Annotated in this window: 18 protein-coding genes; all 18 read right to left on the minus strand. The window is 43.3% G+C overall.

Features of this window, described 5'->3' with window-relative positions:
• Window positions 1-52: 52 nt before the first annotated feature.
• Window positions 53-811, minus strand: a complete 759-nt coding sequence (locus DXC01_RS13775) for a tRNA threonylcarbamoyladenosine dehydratase (protein WP_022215517.1) — start codon at window positions 809-811, stop codon at window positions 53-55.
• Window positions 812-1,639: an ATP-dependent sacrificial sulfur transferase LarE gene (gene larE / locus DXC01_RS13780; protein ID WP_118252352.1), complete on the minus strand. Its 828-nt coding sequence runs from the start codon at window positions 1,637-1,639 to the stop codon at window positions 812-814.
• Window positions 1,640-1,770: 131 nt separating this feature from the next.
• Entirely contained in the window at window positions 1,771-2,313 is a 543-nt protein-coding gene (locus DXC01_RS13785; protein WP_118252353.1) for a histidine phosphatase family protein, read from the minus strand.
• 139 nt (window positions 2,314-2,452) lie between these two features.
• A complete protein-coding gene (locus DXC01_RS13790; protein ID WP_118699124.1) occupies window positions 2,453-3,319 on the minus strand; it encodes an EamA family transporter in 867 nt (288 codons plus the stop codon).
• Between the two features lie 76 nt (window positions 3,320-3,395).
• Window positions 3,396-3,656, minus strand: coding sequence for a hypothetical protein (locus DXC01_RS13795; protein WP_022215521.1), 261 nt, complete (start codon window positions 3,654-3,656; stop codon window positions 3,396-3,398).
• A gap of 14 nt (window positions 3,657-3,670) precedes the next feature.
• The gene (locus DXC01_RS13800) at window positions 3,671-3,946 is read right to left on the minus strand and encodes an acylphosphatase (RefSeq protein ID WP_022215522.1); all 276 of its coding nucleotides are present in this window, start codon (window positions 3,944-3,946) and stop codon (window positions 3,671-3,673) included.
• Between the two features lie 21 nt (window positions 3,947-3,967).
• Window positions 3,968-4,483 carry a phosphatase PAP2 family protein gene (locus tag DXC01_RS13805; protein WP_118699125.1) on the minus strand — a complete coding sequence of 172 codons (516 nt, stop codon included), beginning with the start codon at window positions 4,481-4,483 and terminating at the stop codon, window positions 3,968-3,970.
• Window positions 4,473-4,601 (minus strand): helix-turn-helix domain-containing protein, encoded by a 129-nt coding sequence (locus DXC01_RS21305; protein ID WP_334290852.1) that lies wholly within the window; start codon window positions 4,599-4,601, stop codon window positions 4,473-4,475. The genes DXC01_RS13805 and DXC01_RS21305 overlap by 11 nt, the downstream gene beginning before the upstream one ends.
• Before the next feature lie 37 nt (window positions 4,602-4,638).
• The gene (locus DXC01_RS13815; RefSeq protein WP_022215524.1) at window positions 4,639-4,857 is read right to left on the minus strand and encodes a hypothetical protein; all 219 of its coding nucleotides are present in this window, start codon (window positions 4,855-4,857) and stop codon (window positions 4,639-4,641) included.
• 23 nt (window positions 4,858-4,880) lie between these two features.
• Entirely contained in the window at window positions 4,881-5,906 is a 1,026-nt protein-coding gene (locus DXC01_RS13820; protein WP_118699126.1) for a transglutaminase domain-containing protein, read from the minus strand.
• 20 nt (window positions 5,907-5,926) lie between these two features.
• Complete coding sequence (locus tag DXC01_RS13825; RefSeq protein WP_015540605.1) at window positions 5,927-6,097, minus strand: hypothetical protein; 171 nt, start codon at window positions 6,095-6,097, stop codon at window positions 5,927-5,929.
• A 31-nt stretch (window positions 6,098-6,128) separates the two neighbouring features.
• Window positions 6,129-7,565 carry a serine/threonine protein kinase gene (locus tag DXC01_RS13830; protein WP_118699127.1) on the minus strand — a complete coding sequence of 479 codons (1,437 nt, stop codon included), beginning with the start codon at window positions 7,563-7,565 and terminating at the stop codon, window positions 6,129-6,131.
• A 24-nt stretch (window positions 7,566-7,589) separates the two neighbouring features.
• Entirely contained in the window at window positions 7,590-9,401 is a 1,812-nt protein-coding gene (locus DXC01_RS13835; protein ID WP_118699128.1) for a DUF6320 domain-containing protein, read from the minus strand.
• On the minus strand, window positions 9,368-10,330 hold the full coding sequence (locus DXC01_RS13840; RefSeq protein ID WP_118252369.1) for an alpha/beta hydrolase: 963 nt from the start codon (window positions 10,328-10,330) through the stop codon (window positions 9,368-9,370). Before DXC01_RS13840 ends, DXC01_RS13835 begins: the two co-directional genes overlap by 34 nt.
• A gap of 174 nt (window positions 10,331-10,504) precedes the next feature.
• Window positions 10,505-11,110, minus strand: a complete 606-nt coding sequence (locus tag DXC01_RS13845) for an outer membrane protein assembly factor BamB family protein (RefSeq protein WP_118252359.1) — start codon at window positions 11,108-11,110, stop codon at window positions 10,505-10,507.
• Between the two features lie 41 nt (window positions 11,111-11,151).
• Window positions 11,152-11,970 carry a DUF5050 domain-containing protein gene (locus DXC01_RS13850; protein ID WP_022213281.1) on the minus strand — a complete coding sequence of 273 codons (819 nt, stop codon included), beginning with the start codon at window positions 11,968-11,970 and terminating at the stop codon, window positions 11,152-11,154.
• Between the two features lie 167 nt (window positions 11,971-12,137).
• The gene (locus DXC01_RS13855; protein ID WP_022213282.1) at window positions 12,138-12,869 is read right to left on the minus strand and encodes a histidine phosphatase family protein; all 732 of its coding nucleotides are present in this window, start codon (window positions 12,867-12,869) and stop codon (window positions 12,138-12,140) included.
• Window positions 12,870-12,889: 20 nt separating this feature from the next.
• Complete coding sequence (locus DXC01_RS13860; protein ID WP_118699129.1) at window positions 12,890-14,686, minus strand: IS1096 element passenger TnpR family protein; 1,797 nt, start codon at window positions 14,684-14,686, stop codon at window positions 12,890-12,892.
• Between the last annotated feature and the right edge of the window lie 404 nt (window positions 14,687-15,090).

Consider the following 15,090-nt stretch of genomic DNA (forward strand, 5'->3'; position numbering starts at 1 on the left):
CTGTCTGAAATACGTTCCATATGATGATTTTATCTTATCATCAAATCCTTTTTTAGTTTTTCCCTGCCAGGTCTTTGATCACTTCTCCTGCGATGATCAGTCCGACTACGGACGGAACAAAGGCTGTGGAACCTGGAATATCACGACGCTCTGTACATTTATGTGCTGCGCCCGGAGGGCAGATGCAGTGTGTACGGCAGCTGATAGACATGTCCTCAATCGGGCGGATTGGCTTCTCCTGAGAGTATACCACTTTGAGCTTCTTAATTCCACGTTTTTTGAGTTCACGACGCATAACTTTTGCCAGAGGGCAGACGGATGTTTTGTAGATGTCTGCTACCTGAAAAGCAGTCGGGTCGAGTTTGTTTCCGGCTCCCATACTGCTGATGATCGGAACGCCGGCTTCTTTGGCTTCCATGACGAGCTGGATCTTTGCAGTTACGGTATCTACTGCATCTACAACATAATCATATTGGGAAAAGTCAAACTCATCCTTGGTTTCTGGAAGGTAGAAGCATTTATGGACATTAACTTCTGCCTTTGGGTTGATGTCGAGGATGCGGTCTTTCATAACATCGACTTTGTATTTGCCGACAGTGCTTCTGGTGGCGATGATCTGACGGTTCAAGTTGGTGAGGCAGACTTTGTCATCATCGATCAGATCAAGTTTACCAACTCCACTTCGCACAAGTGCCTCTACGGTATAACCGCCGACTCCACCGATTCCAAAAACGGCAACTCTGGAGTCCGCCAGTTTCTCCATGGCTTCTTTACCAAATAACAGTTCTGTTCTGGAAAACTGATTTAACATTTATATCTCCTTTTCTTTTTCATCCAGTGTTTCATTCATACTTCCGGTACGGTAGCCCAGAAGATCGAGAGTTACATAGTCAAAACCATACTCTTTGAGCTGGTTTGCAATTTTTGTTCTGTTGCCTTCCTCGACAATTTTGGTGATCTCGTCTGGAAGGACTTCGATTCTGGCGATGTTTCCGTGGATGCGGACGCGCACCTGATGGAATCCCATGTCCAGAAGAAGCTGCTCTGCCTTGTCTACCATGCCGAGTTTTTTCTCACTGATGGTCTCACCGTAGACAAAACGTGAGGAAAGACAGGCAAAGGACTGTTTGTCCCAGGTCGGAAGTCCCATTTCTTTGGAAAGTTCGCGGATTTCTTCTTTATAAAGTTCTGCCTGACGAAGCGGGCTGCTGACGCCAAGTTCCTTGACCGCGATCAGACCTGGACGGTAGTCGCCATTGTCGTCCATATTGGAACCCTCAGCAACTGCATTCATGCCATTTTCACGGGCAATCTCCCAGATTTTCTCAAAGAGTTCATGCTTGCAGAGATAGCAGCGGTTCTTCGGATTCTGGCGGAAACCGTCGATATCCAGCTCCTCAGATTTACAGACGATATGACGCACGCCGTTTTTCTCACAGAACTCTTTCGCTTCCTTCAGTTCTCTCTCCGGGAAAGAACAGGAACTTGCGGTAACTGCGATCACATTCTCTCCTCCAAGAGCTTCCAGCGCTGCTTTCAGCAGGAAAGTAGAATCCACACCGCTTGAAAAAGCAACTGCAACACTTCCCATTGCTTTCAGATTCTGCTGTAATACTTTATATTTATCATGGATATTCATTGCTAAACGCTCCTTTTAACCTAGTATACTAGTGTGTATTATAGCATACTGCATTCCGCACTACAACATAAAAACAGGCAGGAATTTTGCGCTGTTATGCGAATTTCCTGCCTGTTTTTTTGTTTCATTTATCACTCAAAATCAAATCTTCTGACTTCGCAGTTTTTCACTCCGAATGTCGCGTATTCTTCGTTTGTCATCTCGTAGAAATAGGACTGGATCACCCTGGAAATCCCGTTGTGTGCCACGAGGATATAGGTTTTGTGATCGGATTCTTCTTTGATCTCGTCGAGGAGATTGTAGATCCTCTGTGCCAGATGCAGCATGGATTCTCCACCGTCGTATCTGGTAATGAACTGCTGCTTTGCTTTCTGGAATTCCTCTCCGTTGCGGGCAGTGGATTCGTATTTTCCGAAATTCTGCTCGATCAGTCTCGGCTCTACACGCGCCGGGATTCCGGTAATCTCAGAAATATGTTTTGCTGTATCTGCTGCACGCATCAACGGAGAATAAAGGATCTCATCTGCCTGGATCCCCTGTCGCAGAATCTCATGCCCTGTCTCGATCGCCTGCTGATGTCCCTTCTCTGTCAGCGCGATATCTGTCGCTCCGCAGATCTTATTCTCTACATTCCAGACTGTCTGTCCATGTCTCACAAAATAAAAATGTCCCATTGTATTTCAACTCCTGCTCTTTCGTTTTTCTTTATCTTACCATCTTTATCCTGTAAATGGGTATCTCTATTTTGTTATAATGTTATAGGAAATTTCTATCGCCCTGCCATCCATCCCATTCACAATGACTCTGATGATTTTACGCCATCGTCATAAGTACCGTTCCGACAGTGATCAGTACAACTCCCACCGCAGATTTGCGCGTCAGTTTTTCGTGGAAAACGATCCAGGAAAAAGCAATCGTCACGAGAATACTGAGTTTATCGATCGGCACGACAACACTTGCAGGTCCTTCCTGCAGAGCACGATAATAACAGAGCCAGGAAGCTCCTGTCGCGATACCTGAAAGTCCGATAAAAAGAAGCTCTTTTTTCTCAATCTCTTTTACTTCCTTCTGCTTACCCTGGACAAAAACCATCAGCCATGCCATCAGAAGCACAACTGTTGTACGGATCGCGGTTCCCAGGTTTGAGTCAATCCCTGAAATTCCAACCTTTCCAAGAATCGCTGTCAGGCTCGCAAAGACTGCTGAAAGCACTGCATAAATAAACCAACTGCTGTCTTTTTTCTTTGTATCTTCTATAATTTTCTTTCTGGAGATCATCATATAAGTACCGATCGCGATCAGACAGACACAGCCAAGCTTCGCCCATGTCAGTCCCTCATGGAGAAAGATCAACGCCAGGAAGATCGTCAGTATCGTACTAGATTTATCGATTGGCACAACCTTGTTGACATCGCCTTTCTGGAGCGCATGAAAATAGCACAGCCACGATGCTCCCGTCGCCAGTCCGGACAAAACGAGAAACAGCAGCGTCTCTCCGCTGATATTGTGGATTCCAGAAAAAGTCCCCGTGACCAGCACCATCAGCCATGAGAACAGAAGAACTACGATCGTTCTCACTGCTGTCGCCACATCTGAATCTGTTTTCTGAATTCCACACTTTGCGAGAATCGCTGTGATTCCCGCAAAAAAAGAAGATCCTACTGCGAATAAGATCCACATAAACAATCCCCCCTCTTTATTCATTTTATCTGCAAAAAGAGCAGGTCTCTGCCCGCTCTCTGCTAATCAATCCTTATTAATCCTCATCAAAGTTTACTGCGTAAACTCCCTCTGGAAGTCTCATTGTAAGGATTCCAAGATTAAATTCATGATCCATAACTGTGATATGATACTCAAAGATCACATCATCCTCAAACTTGGACAGTAATACATAAGTGCCGTTTTCTTTGCCGTCAATCTGGTCACAGATGTCCTCGTAGACTGCTTCCCCGGAAATTTCCCTCGGATAACCTGATGACTTGATCTTTTCCTCAATTGCCTGATATAATTCTTCCATTTGTACGTCTCCCTTCAGTAGCGGATTCCGAATCGCCGCTCATTCTCATCCAGAGAAATCCTCCGTCTTCGGATATCATCAATCTCTATATAACGGTCATTGTAAAGTGCCTGAATGATCTTGTCAATATCTTCCTCAAGCCCCTGCAATTCTGTCGAAACAGAACCGTCATATTCGTTTCTCGCCCATCCGGTCACACTGTACATCTGTGCCAGGTATCCTAATTTATACCGGAATCCAACACCCTGGACTCGTCCATAAAAACTGATCGCTTCTCTGATTTTCTGCATGGTTTTTCCTCTATATTTATTTTATCTGTTTCTCAGTTTTTCCATAATTTTGTATCCTATATATCCTGACAAAATTCCGAGAAGGATTCCTCCCAGTACATCTGTAGGATAATGTACATATAAATAAAGTCTTGAGACTGCGATCAGGCAGGCAAGTACCAGCGCCGGTTTCCAGGCTTTATTTTTTGCAAAAAACAATGCGCTCACTGTTGTAAACGATGCTGATGTGTGACCCGACGGGAAAGAAAAATCATGCAGCTTCGGAACCAGAAGCTGAACCGTCGTATTTACATCATACGGTCTTGTCCTCGCAAACAGATTTTTGAGAATCACATTGCACAGTATCGTCTGTACAACCAGTGCCGCCAGCATTACGCCGCCGGCCCGCCTTGTTTTCGGTATCACCAGAAAGATCGCCGTCAAAATGATCCAGATAATTCCGGCATCTCCAAGTCTGGTGATCCCGACCATGATCTTATCCAGCACCGGTGTATGCAGTGTCTGGATAAAATCCAGGATTTTTAATTCAATGCTCATAATCCTCACTCCATTGTTTATAAATGTATCTGCATGTGCCGATTGTCTTATGTATTTTAATCTTCTGCTCTTCTGTAGGATTGATCTCTGTTTTGAATCGCTTCAGCAATCTCCTCATCCTTTTCCTATTTATCCCATGAACAAGACCTAAGCTCCTACCGCAGTTTTCTCAGTTCGCCTTCGATCAGAAACACTTCGTCGCCCTCGTTGATGTCCAGCTCATACAGTCTGGCATCTTTTTCGTGGATGATCTTTTCTTCTCCTGTGAGATTGCTTTTGAGAAGTACTTTGTCTTTGATCTCAAATCCATCCGGCCACCCTTCACAGCCGAAATCCGGTTCTTCAATATGTAAAACCTGAAATGTTTCCAGCATAGTAATTTCCCCTTATTAAAAAATTATTCTTTTTCTCCCTCATTTGCATCTTCCATTGTGATGCATTCCTGTGCCTGTTCTTCTATATAGTGAAGACTCAGGACTGCCTGCGGCCAGTTGACATTTACAACTGGTGTCTTTTTTCTTTCTTCTCCCGCTTTGCGGATCAGGTCGAGAAGTTCCTTCAGTACTTCTCTGGTAAGATAGCCGCCACGCCAGTGGAAGGTGAGTGTTTTGCCTTTCTTTGCAGCCTGCAGGGAGCGCTTGTAGACATCTTCCTGCTTCGTAAAGGAAAGTTTCTTTTCTTTGTAGTAAAAATGTTCGTGATCTGTGCAGTGTGGTGCCGGTGCGATCAGAGGCTCATGATCCCGGAAAATACTCTTATCGTCAAGATTAAAGTAATCGTAGCGGATATCCTGCACCTGGTCGCTCTTTCCAAGGGTGTTGTCAAAAGTCGCATCCAGATGATAATATACGCCGCCGACTTTGACGATATTCCAGGTGTGGCGGTATTTGATCCCCTTATCCGGATTGTTTCCGCAGATTGCGATGACGCACCAGACACCAAGCTCATCGAGAAGAACTTTGACCGCCTTGGCGATTCCCTCACAGACACCCACTCCCTGTCCGAGTGGTCCTATGATCTCGTGAGAATATGGTTTCTTGAGTTTATCGTAGCGGATGTTTTCGCAGATAAAATCGTGGACATATTTTTCCTTTTCCCATTCGGACAGGTTTTTGGCAGGCCGCACGAGCTTGTCTACCCGTGCGGTCATTGCCTTCTGGTGTTCTTTGATCTTACTTTTTTCGAAGAGATATTCCGGGATAAAGATGATATTCGGTGAGTCTTTGTAATAGCGGTACTTGTATCCGGTTGCCCAGAAAATCTCCGGATGATCCAGCCTCAGCTGAAAAAACACATCATATAGAGCATCTGCATCCAGTGCCGGAATCTGAAATTCATCCGCCAGTCCGCGGATTCCCTGCAGCATGGCATGATACGCCGCCTGCTTCTGTTTATCCATGTGGTTGTAGTAATACTGTTCCATCTTACTCGTATCTCCCGGATCTATTTCATAGAGTACTGCATCATCTCATAATGAAGGATACATCCCTCATAAATCTCCATCGGCAGAAGCGCCCTCGCCACCAGCTTAAGTTCCTCCTCTGGTCTGTCAATCCTCTGCAGATGTGCATAGTCTCCATCGATCTGTTTTACTTCATAATCACATTCTAACATTGTTTTTCTCCTTGTTGTAAAGTGGATATTTTTAATTTACCTTATTTCCATTCTCGTCATAGTTCCAGTCATCAAACCAGTCTGTCTCTTCCGAATCTCTGTTGTCAAAATCGTTGAACCAATCCGTTTCTTCTGTATTTTCCTCCAATGCAGCTTCTGTTGGGGAGATTTCAACTGTCGGAACAGGGGCTTCTGTTGGAGTTTCTATCGGAGCTTCCGTTGGTGCTGCACTTATTGTCGGAATGGCAGTTGCCGATACTTCCTGATTCTCTTTCGATTCGATTTTCTGTGAATTTCCCATTCTCATATAGCCAAATGCAGCCATTGCAATTCCCGCAATACACAGAATGCCGATTATCGCTGGCATTTTGGAGGATTTCTTTGGAGTTTTCGGCGTTTTATTCTCCGGTTCCACCGGCTGTACTATCACCCGTTCCGGTTTCACTGATTCTGTTTTCTCTGCTTCTGTTTTCTCCAAATCATCTTCCAATCCGGAGAAAAAATGAATGTCTTCTTCTGCTCTTTCTTTTTCTGAAACTTTTGCTGTTTCCTGGTCTTTCTGGTTCTGGTCATAGCTTTGTAAAAGCTTTTCTAGTTCTTCATACATTTCCTGCGGACTCTGGTATCGATCTCTCGGATTAACTGCACATGCCTTCCGCAGAATATCGCCAAGTACATGGCCTCCCATTGCCGGGTCTGGTAGTATCTCTCCTTTTAGACGTCTCTGCTTTGCCTTTGTTACATCACTGTATGACACAACTTCCCGATCCTGTGGCACAAACGGCAGCTTTCCCTTATTTGCAAGCTGGTATAAAACAATCCCCAGAGAGTAAAGATCTACCGTAGCATCATACACTTTTCCGTAAAAAACTTCCGGAGCCATATAGCTTTCAGTTCCTGCCCGCGTAGACCCTGACATCGTATGTTCCAACTGTTTGGAAATTCCAAAATCGCCTAATTTATACTCCCCAAACTCTGAAATAAAAATATTGGCTGGTTTGATATCTCTGTGTATAACACCTTTTTTCCTGCATGCCTGCAGCCCATCGCACAGATCAAGTCCCAGTTTCAGGATTTCTTTCATTGTAAGGTTTCTTTCGCTTCGAAGCTGCACCAGACTTTTAAGAAGTTCCATCCTTATAAAAAGAGTCCACCCATCAGGTTCTTCCTGAATTTCAGAATCCTCAATCGCCACAATATGTGATGCACTTTTCAAAGATTCCATAATATTAATCTCTGAAGTAATATTCGCCTGCGTTTCCTGTAAATACGATACCAGTGAAATCCTTTCGGATTCCAGTTCTCGCCTTTTCTGCTCATCAAGCGATACGTGAATTACTTTCAATGCCGCTCTGGCAGCATATTGGGTATTCTCTTTCCGGATTTCATAGACATCTCCATACGTTCCTTTTCCGATAAGCTTAACTACTTCCCAGTTTTTCCATGGTAACGCTTTTTCCTGTCCCATATTTTTCTTTCCCTTTTTAATTTTTTATATTCTTAATTTCTTTCTGAATTCACGCAACATGTCCTTTTTCTGAAAAATAAACAAACCTGCCAGCGTCAGAAAGCTGATCCCTGCACTTAATACAGACGGCCAGGTGTAAGTAATGAGGCCGACTGCGGTCAGGATTGCAGGAATACATCCTATACCTGCGGATTGTATCAGATAGTACAGGTATTCTTCTCTTTCCAGATGGTTGATCTTTGCGATCACAGGGATCGAACCCAGGACTGCCAGTGCTCCGAATGGAAATACGAAGTCGATCGACCAGCCATGCCATCCCGTAAAATGATCCCACAAAACACATAAAACCGTTATGATCAGAAGCTGCCACATTTCATTCTTGAGGATGTTTCTTCGCTTCAGATAAGCCACATGAACCACCAGCCAGGCACAGAAACAGCCTGCTGACGCGAACCAGAACCAGTTCAGTGTTCCGAGCATCAGATAGTTGAACATGCCGCAGATCACAGCAACTGCCAGGCACAAAAATGTGAAAGTCTGCATCACTTTTCTGTCCTCTTTTTTTTGTTTTTCACCGCATCCCGGGAATTCATTTTTTTCTTCTTTGCAGGAAATCCCCTCTTCTTTCAGCATGCGGACAAAGTTTTTCTGGATCCTGTCATCCGGTATTTTAGAGGTAAAATCTACCACAAACTGATCTTCATAAGAACAGGAGCAGACCTGCAGGGAATTCGTGCTTGCAAAGATACCGAACCTGTCAATATACGTCTTATATTCCGGAGGGAATTTGAGAATTCCGATATTGGAATATACTGCTGTAATACTTCTTCCTCCCAGATTTGCACCTGCAATGAGGAAATATCGTTTGATCTCCAGTGGGACTGCACGTATGAACGGATTCTTTTCCAGACGGACATAACCGTTCATATCCATTGCGATCCTGTCTTTCTGAAGTTTTTCTTTAAACTGGTCTTTTACGGATTGCAGAAGCTGTTCGAAAGTTGTACTTTCCTCAAATTTATAGCCTACTTCGATCCAGCCAAAGAAATTTCCCATTGACTGTGATGGAAAATAATTACGCAGATTGACCGGGATCATCAGTGTGATCGGGTGCTTCTGCTGGTTCTTCGGGATATCCTCATGAATCGCGCGAAGCAGAAGTGCAGTCAGAAATATCGTGATCGACACACTATAAGAACGGGCTTTTGCCAGAATCTCTTTCACCGAAAAAATGACTTCCGTGATCTGCATATCGGAGTGAATCAGTTTCTCTCCTTTCAGCTGCACTGCCGGTGGTTTTTTCTCTTTGTTTTTTGGGATTTTTGACGAATAATACTGTGAAAAACTGTCCTCTTCCTGCTCGCCGGGAGTCGCCTCATCTGCCAGTTCGATCCATGGAAGTTTATCTTCAGGATGTGCCAGGATCAAGTAATCCTGAACCAGTTCTGTAACGAAATTCATCGCTCCTGTTCCGTCTGTCAGTGCATGATAAACCTCGAAATTGATCCGGTTTCTGTGGTAGCTCACGCGAAACAGAAGCGACTTCTGATCCGGTATATAGAGCTGGCTGCACGGTGGTTTTTTCTCCGGTTTTACGACTGCCCGGATGTCTCTTCGCTCCAGATAAAACCAGAACAAACCCTTGCGGAGCACCGCCTGGAACAGTGGATATTTCTCCATTGTCTGATCCAGTGCTTTCTGCAGAATATCCGGATCTACCTCTTCTTTCAGCTGGCAGTAAAACCGGAAAACCCTGCTGTCATTCTTCCCCGTCACCAGCGGAAAAGCCAGTGCCGCGTTATCTAATTTTCTCCATTTTGAATATCCTGTTTCCACGTTTTATCCGCTTCTTTCTCCAAAAACTTATTCATGATCTCAAAGCTTTCCTGCACATGAAGGAACCGGATCCCCAGTGCAAAATAGCCGTGAAGTGCTTCCGGGATCCTGTGCACTTCCACATAGTTTCCCGCTTCTTCCAGGCGTTTACCGTATGCTTCTCCTTCGTCCCGCAGGGGATCAAACTCTGCGGTAAGGATCAACGTATCCGGCATATGGGAGAGGTCTTTTTCGAGGATCGGTGCAAAATATGGGTTCTGTCTGTCATCTGGACTGCTCTCATATAATTTGAGATAATCTTCCATTTTGACTGCTGTGAGGAGATAGCCTTCGCCATTTTCCTGCACGGATCTATAGGGGGATTCTTCTGTATAACAGTTGTTCAATGCTGGATAGATCAGGATCTGTTTCCGTGGCATGAACTCTCCTCGTTCTCTTGCAAGAAGGCAGACCGCCGCCGCAAGATTTCCTCCTGCGCTGTCTCCAATGATCGTGATTCTGTCCGGATCAGCCGGAAGGATCAGTCTGCCTGTATAAAGTGCTTTCGCCGCCGCATAACAGTCCTCCAGCGGAACCGGGAAATGATATTCCGGTGCAAGACGATACTCCACAGACATCACGATATGCCCTGTAGACTGCGCCATCCTGCTGCATACGCGGTCATAATTCTCCACACTTTCCGTCACCCAGCCGCCGCCATGAAAAAAGAGCAGAACCGGATATTTTTCTCCATCCACAGGCTCTCCGCTCATAGCTTCCTCACTCGGAAAATACAGCCGCACAGGTACTTCATAAGCTCCATTATACACTTTTGTATCCAGTTTCTTCACAAATATACGCATCGCATCCAGCTTCTTAATATCTGCCAGCCGCCGTGACGCCTCCACCTCTATATTTCCATAAGATAGTGCATGTAAGATTGTTTGCATTGTCTTTGAAATCAAATGTTTACTCCTTGTCTGTGTGAATTAATATCTTACTCAACATTATATTATCTATTTTACTCTTTCGCAATTTGATTTTTGTTTTCTGTTTTGGAGTCAAAAAAAAACTGCCAGCGGTGTTTTTCACACCACTGGCAGGTTGGCATTTACATGTCCGGACTACGAATATCTTACGATTCTGCCGTTCCTCATATTAAAAATAATTTTATGAACCTTCCGGGATGAATAATTCCTTGAGTTCATATCGTACAAAATAGTAACATAGTTTCCGGAAGCAGTTACTTTGTATGGCCAGTAATTTCCAGTTCTGAATGTGTTTGTTTTCCAAATAATCTTTCCTTTAGTCGATATTTTGTAAACATACTTGTCATAGTAGCCGGTTACATAAAGATTATCGTACCTGTCAAAACCGAAAATATGCCCTGCCGGGCTGATTTTGGATGTGCTCCATAAACGTCTGCCGTCTTTTTTCCGAAATGCAATTACTTTGGAACTCTCAAAAACATAAACTTTGTCTGCGCGAACAAGGCAGGTTATCTGCTTAAGTTCTGTAGCAGGATAACTCTTTGTCGTATATTTCCAGACTAATCTGCTCCTGCTGTCCAGCCCCCGTACAGTCATAAACTTCTTACCGCTTTTGTAATAAGTTTTCATTCTGACTGTAGTTGCTGTCCGATTTGCAGCCTGAGCCTGAACAGGCATCATCGCCATTAATATCAAAAACAATATGACCGGTAACAGGATTTTTCTGGTCTTCTTTTTCATAGATATCTTCCTTTCCGGGATTATCCCAAACATTCTCAAAGTTACCTGGCGAGTCCGCCACTCCATTTCGTCAATGCTTTTTTGTTATTTCCATTTAAATCGCATCTGCATTTCCTGCTTTCCCAGGAATATTTCGATTCTGTGTAGTAAATGTATTTGCCCTTTACGCTTACCTGCGTGACATTTTCTCTGGTAATCAGTTTTCTGCCGCTGCCATTGCGGTTCATGATTGCAAGACTTCCTCCATGTGGAAATTCTGTCGCTGAAACAAGGAGTTTTCCATTACTCAGACGGCGAATATCACTCACGCCATAATTGGTATAAGCAACTCTTCTGGTCCTCACATTCATAATGCTTAAATTATAATATGCACCACCATACTGTGTGCAAAGACCAAAATAAAGATAAGTTCCATCACAGGCAACCGGTGCCAGAGATCTCGCAGGTCCTGATTTATAAAGCAGTGTTCTGGACTTTCTGGAACTGATCGAATACTGTTTGATTCGAATATTTTTGTAATTTCCTCCAAATGAACCATAAGAATAAAAGTTTCCACTTGTATAGTAAATAACCTTTCCATTTGTAACAAAGCTTCCACCCGAGCAGTCTCTGACAAGTGCCTGTGTTTTTCCATTTCTTCTCATATAAATCGTGTATCTGTTATATCTGTCATTATATTTCATGGAATACACCGTATTTCCAATTTTCTGAGACTTATAAAAACTTACCCTCTTATAAGAACTCAATCCTGACGCTGCCTGCACCTCCGTTGGTGTCTGTACTGTTGTCAATGTCATACACATCACAATCGCCAGGACAACACCCAACATTCTTTTAAAAATTTTGGTTCCCCTTTCCATTTTTTTCCTCCTTCATTTTTTATATATTTTCAGCCAACATCGCTGTTGCCTTCTTTATATATTGAAAATAATATGTCTGATCTGTTAATTTATAGTTTTAATATACCATACACCTGTCCTATACGCAAGAAAGGACAAGATTCTTTTGAATCTCGTCCTCTCTCAATTTAATCATGTCTTTCGTCTTTATTATCGTAGCATTCGCAGAATCTCGCTGCAAAGGCAGGCGGTTCGTTGTTTGCGTAAAGGTGGGAAATGTCGCCGAAGGAATTCATTCTGAAACTTGCGATTCCTTTGCGTCTTTCTTCTGTTGTTACGGTCGTTACGGAACTTGGCGCAGCGGCGGCTCCGTGCCAGAGGACCATTGGGGATACGCTCATCAGATGGCTCAGAAGCACACATTCCAGGCCGAAATGGCAGAAAAAAACGATGGTATCGTTGTTTGCTTTTTCGACTCTGTAGTAGTGTCCTTCTCTGACATAACCATGTTCTGCGAGAAGCTTATCAAATTCTCCTGTGACATAGTCGTAATGTTTTTTTGTATCTGCTGCCTGGAGGCGTTCATTTTCAAACCAGTGATCATACTGATAAAAACGCTCGTCCATGCTCCAGTCCTGTGGAAGCCAATCCCAGAGAATGATCTTGCGGTCCGTTACATCCGGACGGTCGATCAGAACATCAAACTCTCTGAGCCAGTCACATTCTGTCGCTGTTCGGTTCATTTTTTTGAGAGTAAGAGATGCGGTGTCTTTGGCTCTGCCGAGCGGTGACACATAAAAATCTTTGATATCAAGTTTTGAAAGTTTCTCAGAAAGAAATTCAACTTCTTTCCAGCCTTTTTCTGTCAGGGAATCTATGGTGTAATCCGGATCACCGTGACGCACGATCAATAACTTCATATTTTAAAGCCTGTCCTTTCTTACTTTCTGCCACAGCATTTCTTGTATTTCTTACCGCTTCCGCATGGGCATGGATCGTTTGGATAGATTTTCTTTGTTGCCATATTTGACGGAACAAAAGTCTTATTTGCTATGCTTCCCATCGGAACGATTGACGGAATCGTTCTTTCCGATGCGGACATACGTGCGATCTCATTCGGTGTATATCCACGGAAATCCAGCATTCTTGTGTTATTATTTACATTTGTCATGATAGAAGCAAAAGTTTCCATCTGTTTATCTGATTCAAACACAACATTTCTGTTCTTAAACTCTTCTGTGATATCAGAAAGCATTCCATCCATAGAAAACTCTTTGAACACAATGTACATCAGCTCTGTGATCTGAGCTGTATTCTGATGAAGTTCTTCTCTCAGGAAGTTTTCAAGTTTTTTATATGCCGGATCCTGGGATGGGTAGCCGTGTTTTGCATAGTCCAGCACTTCTTCCGGTGACGGCATATAGAATTCTCTATCTCCCTGATACTCTTCGATCCGTTCATAAAGGTTTTCGCGAAGTACTGTTTTGAGGATCATTTTGTCATCGCGGACGATGCACATATTGTCGTTTTCCGGAACCTGTTTCAAGATTTCAAGGAATTCGTCATAGCTTACCTTGTAATCTGGTCTTCTGCGATACATGCGGTATACGATCTTTAATGGCGCGATCGCATAAATAAATCCGAGCATAGTCTGGCAGGAACGCATCCAGCTTACCTGTCTGCATAATTTGCGGAATTCCGGAGTGTTGATCTCTTTATATAAGGAAATAACTGCTTTCGGAACTTCGGCATGATGGTCGCTGTAGGAAACCACATATCCTGCATCGCTGAGCCAGCCAAGTTTGATCCAGTCTGTTTCTTCTGCAAGAAAACATTTCTTGTCCAGGACTGCCTCAAATGCATCTGCTTCCCATTCATCTGCCTGAAGAAAAATCTCTCGCATTCCTTCCGGACTCAGAACATATTTCGCAATCTCCTCTGCAAGTTCTTCTTTGGTGCTGCCACTGCAGGTGATGTTGAATTCTTTGGCTTTTTCTTCGAGATCTTCTTTTTTGTAGGAAAGAAGGTATTCTTTGACATCTGGATTTCTGGTTCCTTCTTCTTCCAGCTCAAGCTCTGCCATTTTTTGTTCAATAAATGGATTCAGATAGTTATCCGTAAATTCTCTCATGATTGAATCAGTGGATTGTTTATTATGAAGTTCCCGACTTACTGGCTTTGTGCTGGTTATGAGGATTTTATTGCTTTCTGTATCTGCCTTAATTTCTTCGAAGCTGCGATAATCAGATTCTCCGTCCTGCAGTTTGAAAGTCTCTTCAAGATAAGCATTTCTTTCTAATGCATCTGTCCATATTTCTTCATCTTCTCTGCTTACTTCTTTCATGATTACAGGAAAGCATACTTCTTTGTCTCCCTCATCTAATACCGCTTTCTTAACTCTGTTTTCAATATCTACACGATATTCTGGCAGTTTTTCTTCTGCATGGATTCTGAAAGTAAACCATTTTTCTGTATTCATCAGATCATTTACGAAAGTATCTGCTGCATTTTGAAAATCATACTGCCAGGTTGCGCTTTCCCCGTCTTCTGTCCATTCCCGGATGCGTACTTTTTTCTGGAAAAATTCAAATTCATATAAAGATGAAGTTTCATATTCCAGAATCTCTTCAAGTACAACTGCCATCTGTGCAAATGTGATATCTGCAGGAACAAGGCAGCGTCTCCAAATAGGTGGTTTTGTTCCTTTTCTGGTTATTTTTACCTTATAAAATTCCATATGTTCATCCTTTACGTATAAATTTATTATTAGTTTTTATCTCAGTATACACTGAAACAGTTCAAAGATACAGTCCGCCATTCTATATTTAAGAAATAAAAAAACCAATGATACAACAGATTTCTCATCTGCTCTAGCATTGGCTTTTTTCTATCGTATCTTCAAAACCACATACATGTTGACATTTCTGAATCAATAACCAAGCTTCCGTTCGAAATCGGTCACCTCATGACTTCGTCATTCGGTGTCATTTGCTCGCAAATGTTCAATCCAGTCTGTAAACAGCCCTCCGTGAGTAAACTCACTCCGTTCTGTTTCCATTCTGTCTTGACCGCTTTCTCACTAGTTGGTCAAGCCCTCACCCTATTAGTAGCAGTCAGCTCCATGCGTTACCGCACTTCCAC

Origin of the sequence: Blautia sp. OM07-19, from assembly GCF_003481595.1 — a bacterium.
Lineage (GTDB): Bacteria > Bacillota > Clostridia > Lachnospirales > Lachnospiraceae > Blautia_A > Blautia_A intestinihominis.

Bases quoted from the DNA above. Each gene is read 5' to 3' on its own strand.
- DXC01_RS13845 (WP_118252359.1), bottom strand. From the start codon at position 11,110: ATGAAAAAGAAGACCAGAAAAATCCTGTTACCGGTCATATTGTTTTTG.
- DXC01_RS13830 (WP_118699127.1), bottom strand. From the start codon at position 7,565: ATGGGACAGGAAAAAGCGTTACCATGGAAAAACTGGGAAGTAGTTAAG.
- DXC01_RS13775 (WP_022215517.1), bottom strand. From the start codon at position 811: ATGTTAAATCAGTTTTCCAGAACAGAACTGTTATTTGGTAAAGAAGCC.
- DXC01_RS13840 (WP_118252369.1), bottom strand. From the start codon at position 10,330: ATGCAAACAATCTTACATGCACTATCTTATGGAAATATAGAGGTGGAG.
- DXC01_RS13820 (WP_118699126.1), bottom strand. From the start codon at position 5,906: ATGGAACAGTATTACTACAACCACATGGATAAACAGAAGCAGGCGGCG.
- DXC01_RS21305 (WP_334290852.1), bottom strand. From the start codon at position 4,601: ATGAGGAGATTGCTGAAGCGATTCAAAACAGAGATCAATCCTACAGAA.
- DXC01_RS13800 (WP_022215522.1), bottom strand. From the start codon at position 3,946: ATGCAGAAAATCAGAGAAGCGATCAGTTTTTATGGACGAGTCCAGGGT.
- DXC01_RS13815 (WP_022215524.1), bottom strand. From the start codon at position 4,857: ATGCTGGAAACATTTCAGGTTTTACATATTGAAGAACCGGATTTCGGC.
- DXC01_RS13850 (WP_022213281.1), bottom strand. From the start codon at position 11,970: ATGGAAAGGGGAACCAAAATTTTTAAAAGAATGTTGGGTGTTGTCCTG.
- DXC01_RS13785 (WP_118252353.1), bottom strand. From the start codon at position 2,313: ATGGGACATTTTTATTTTGTGAGACATGGACAGACAGTCTGGAATGTA.
- DXC01_RS13805 (WP_118699125.1), bottom strand. From the start codon at position 4,483: ATGAGCATTGAATTAAAAATCCTGGATTTTATCCAGACACTGCATACA.
- DXC01_RS13855 (WP_022213282.1), bottom strand. From the start codon at position 12,869: ATGAAGTTATTGATCGTGCGTCACGGTGATCCGGATTACACCATAGAT.
- DXC01_RS13860 (WP_118699129.1), bottom strand. From the start codon at position 14,686: ATGGAATTTTATAAGGTAAAAATAACCAGAAAAGGAACAAAACCACCT.
- DXC01_RS13790 (WP_118699124.1), bottom strand. From the start codon at position 3,319: ATGTGGATCTTATTCGCAGTAGGATCTTCTTTTTTTGCGGGAATCACA.
- DXC01_RS13825 (WP_015540605.1), bottom strand. From the start codon at position 6,097: ATGTTAGAATGTGATTATGAAGTAAAACAGATCGATGGAGACTATGCA.
- larE (WP_118252352.1), bottom strand. From the start codon at position 1,639: ATGAATATCCATGATAAATATAAAGTATTACAGCAGAATCTGAAAGCA.
- DXC01_RS13795 (WP_022215521.1), bottom strand. From the start codon at position 3,656: ATGGAAGAATTATATCAGGCAATTGAGGAAAAGATCAAGTCATCAGGT.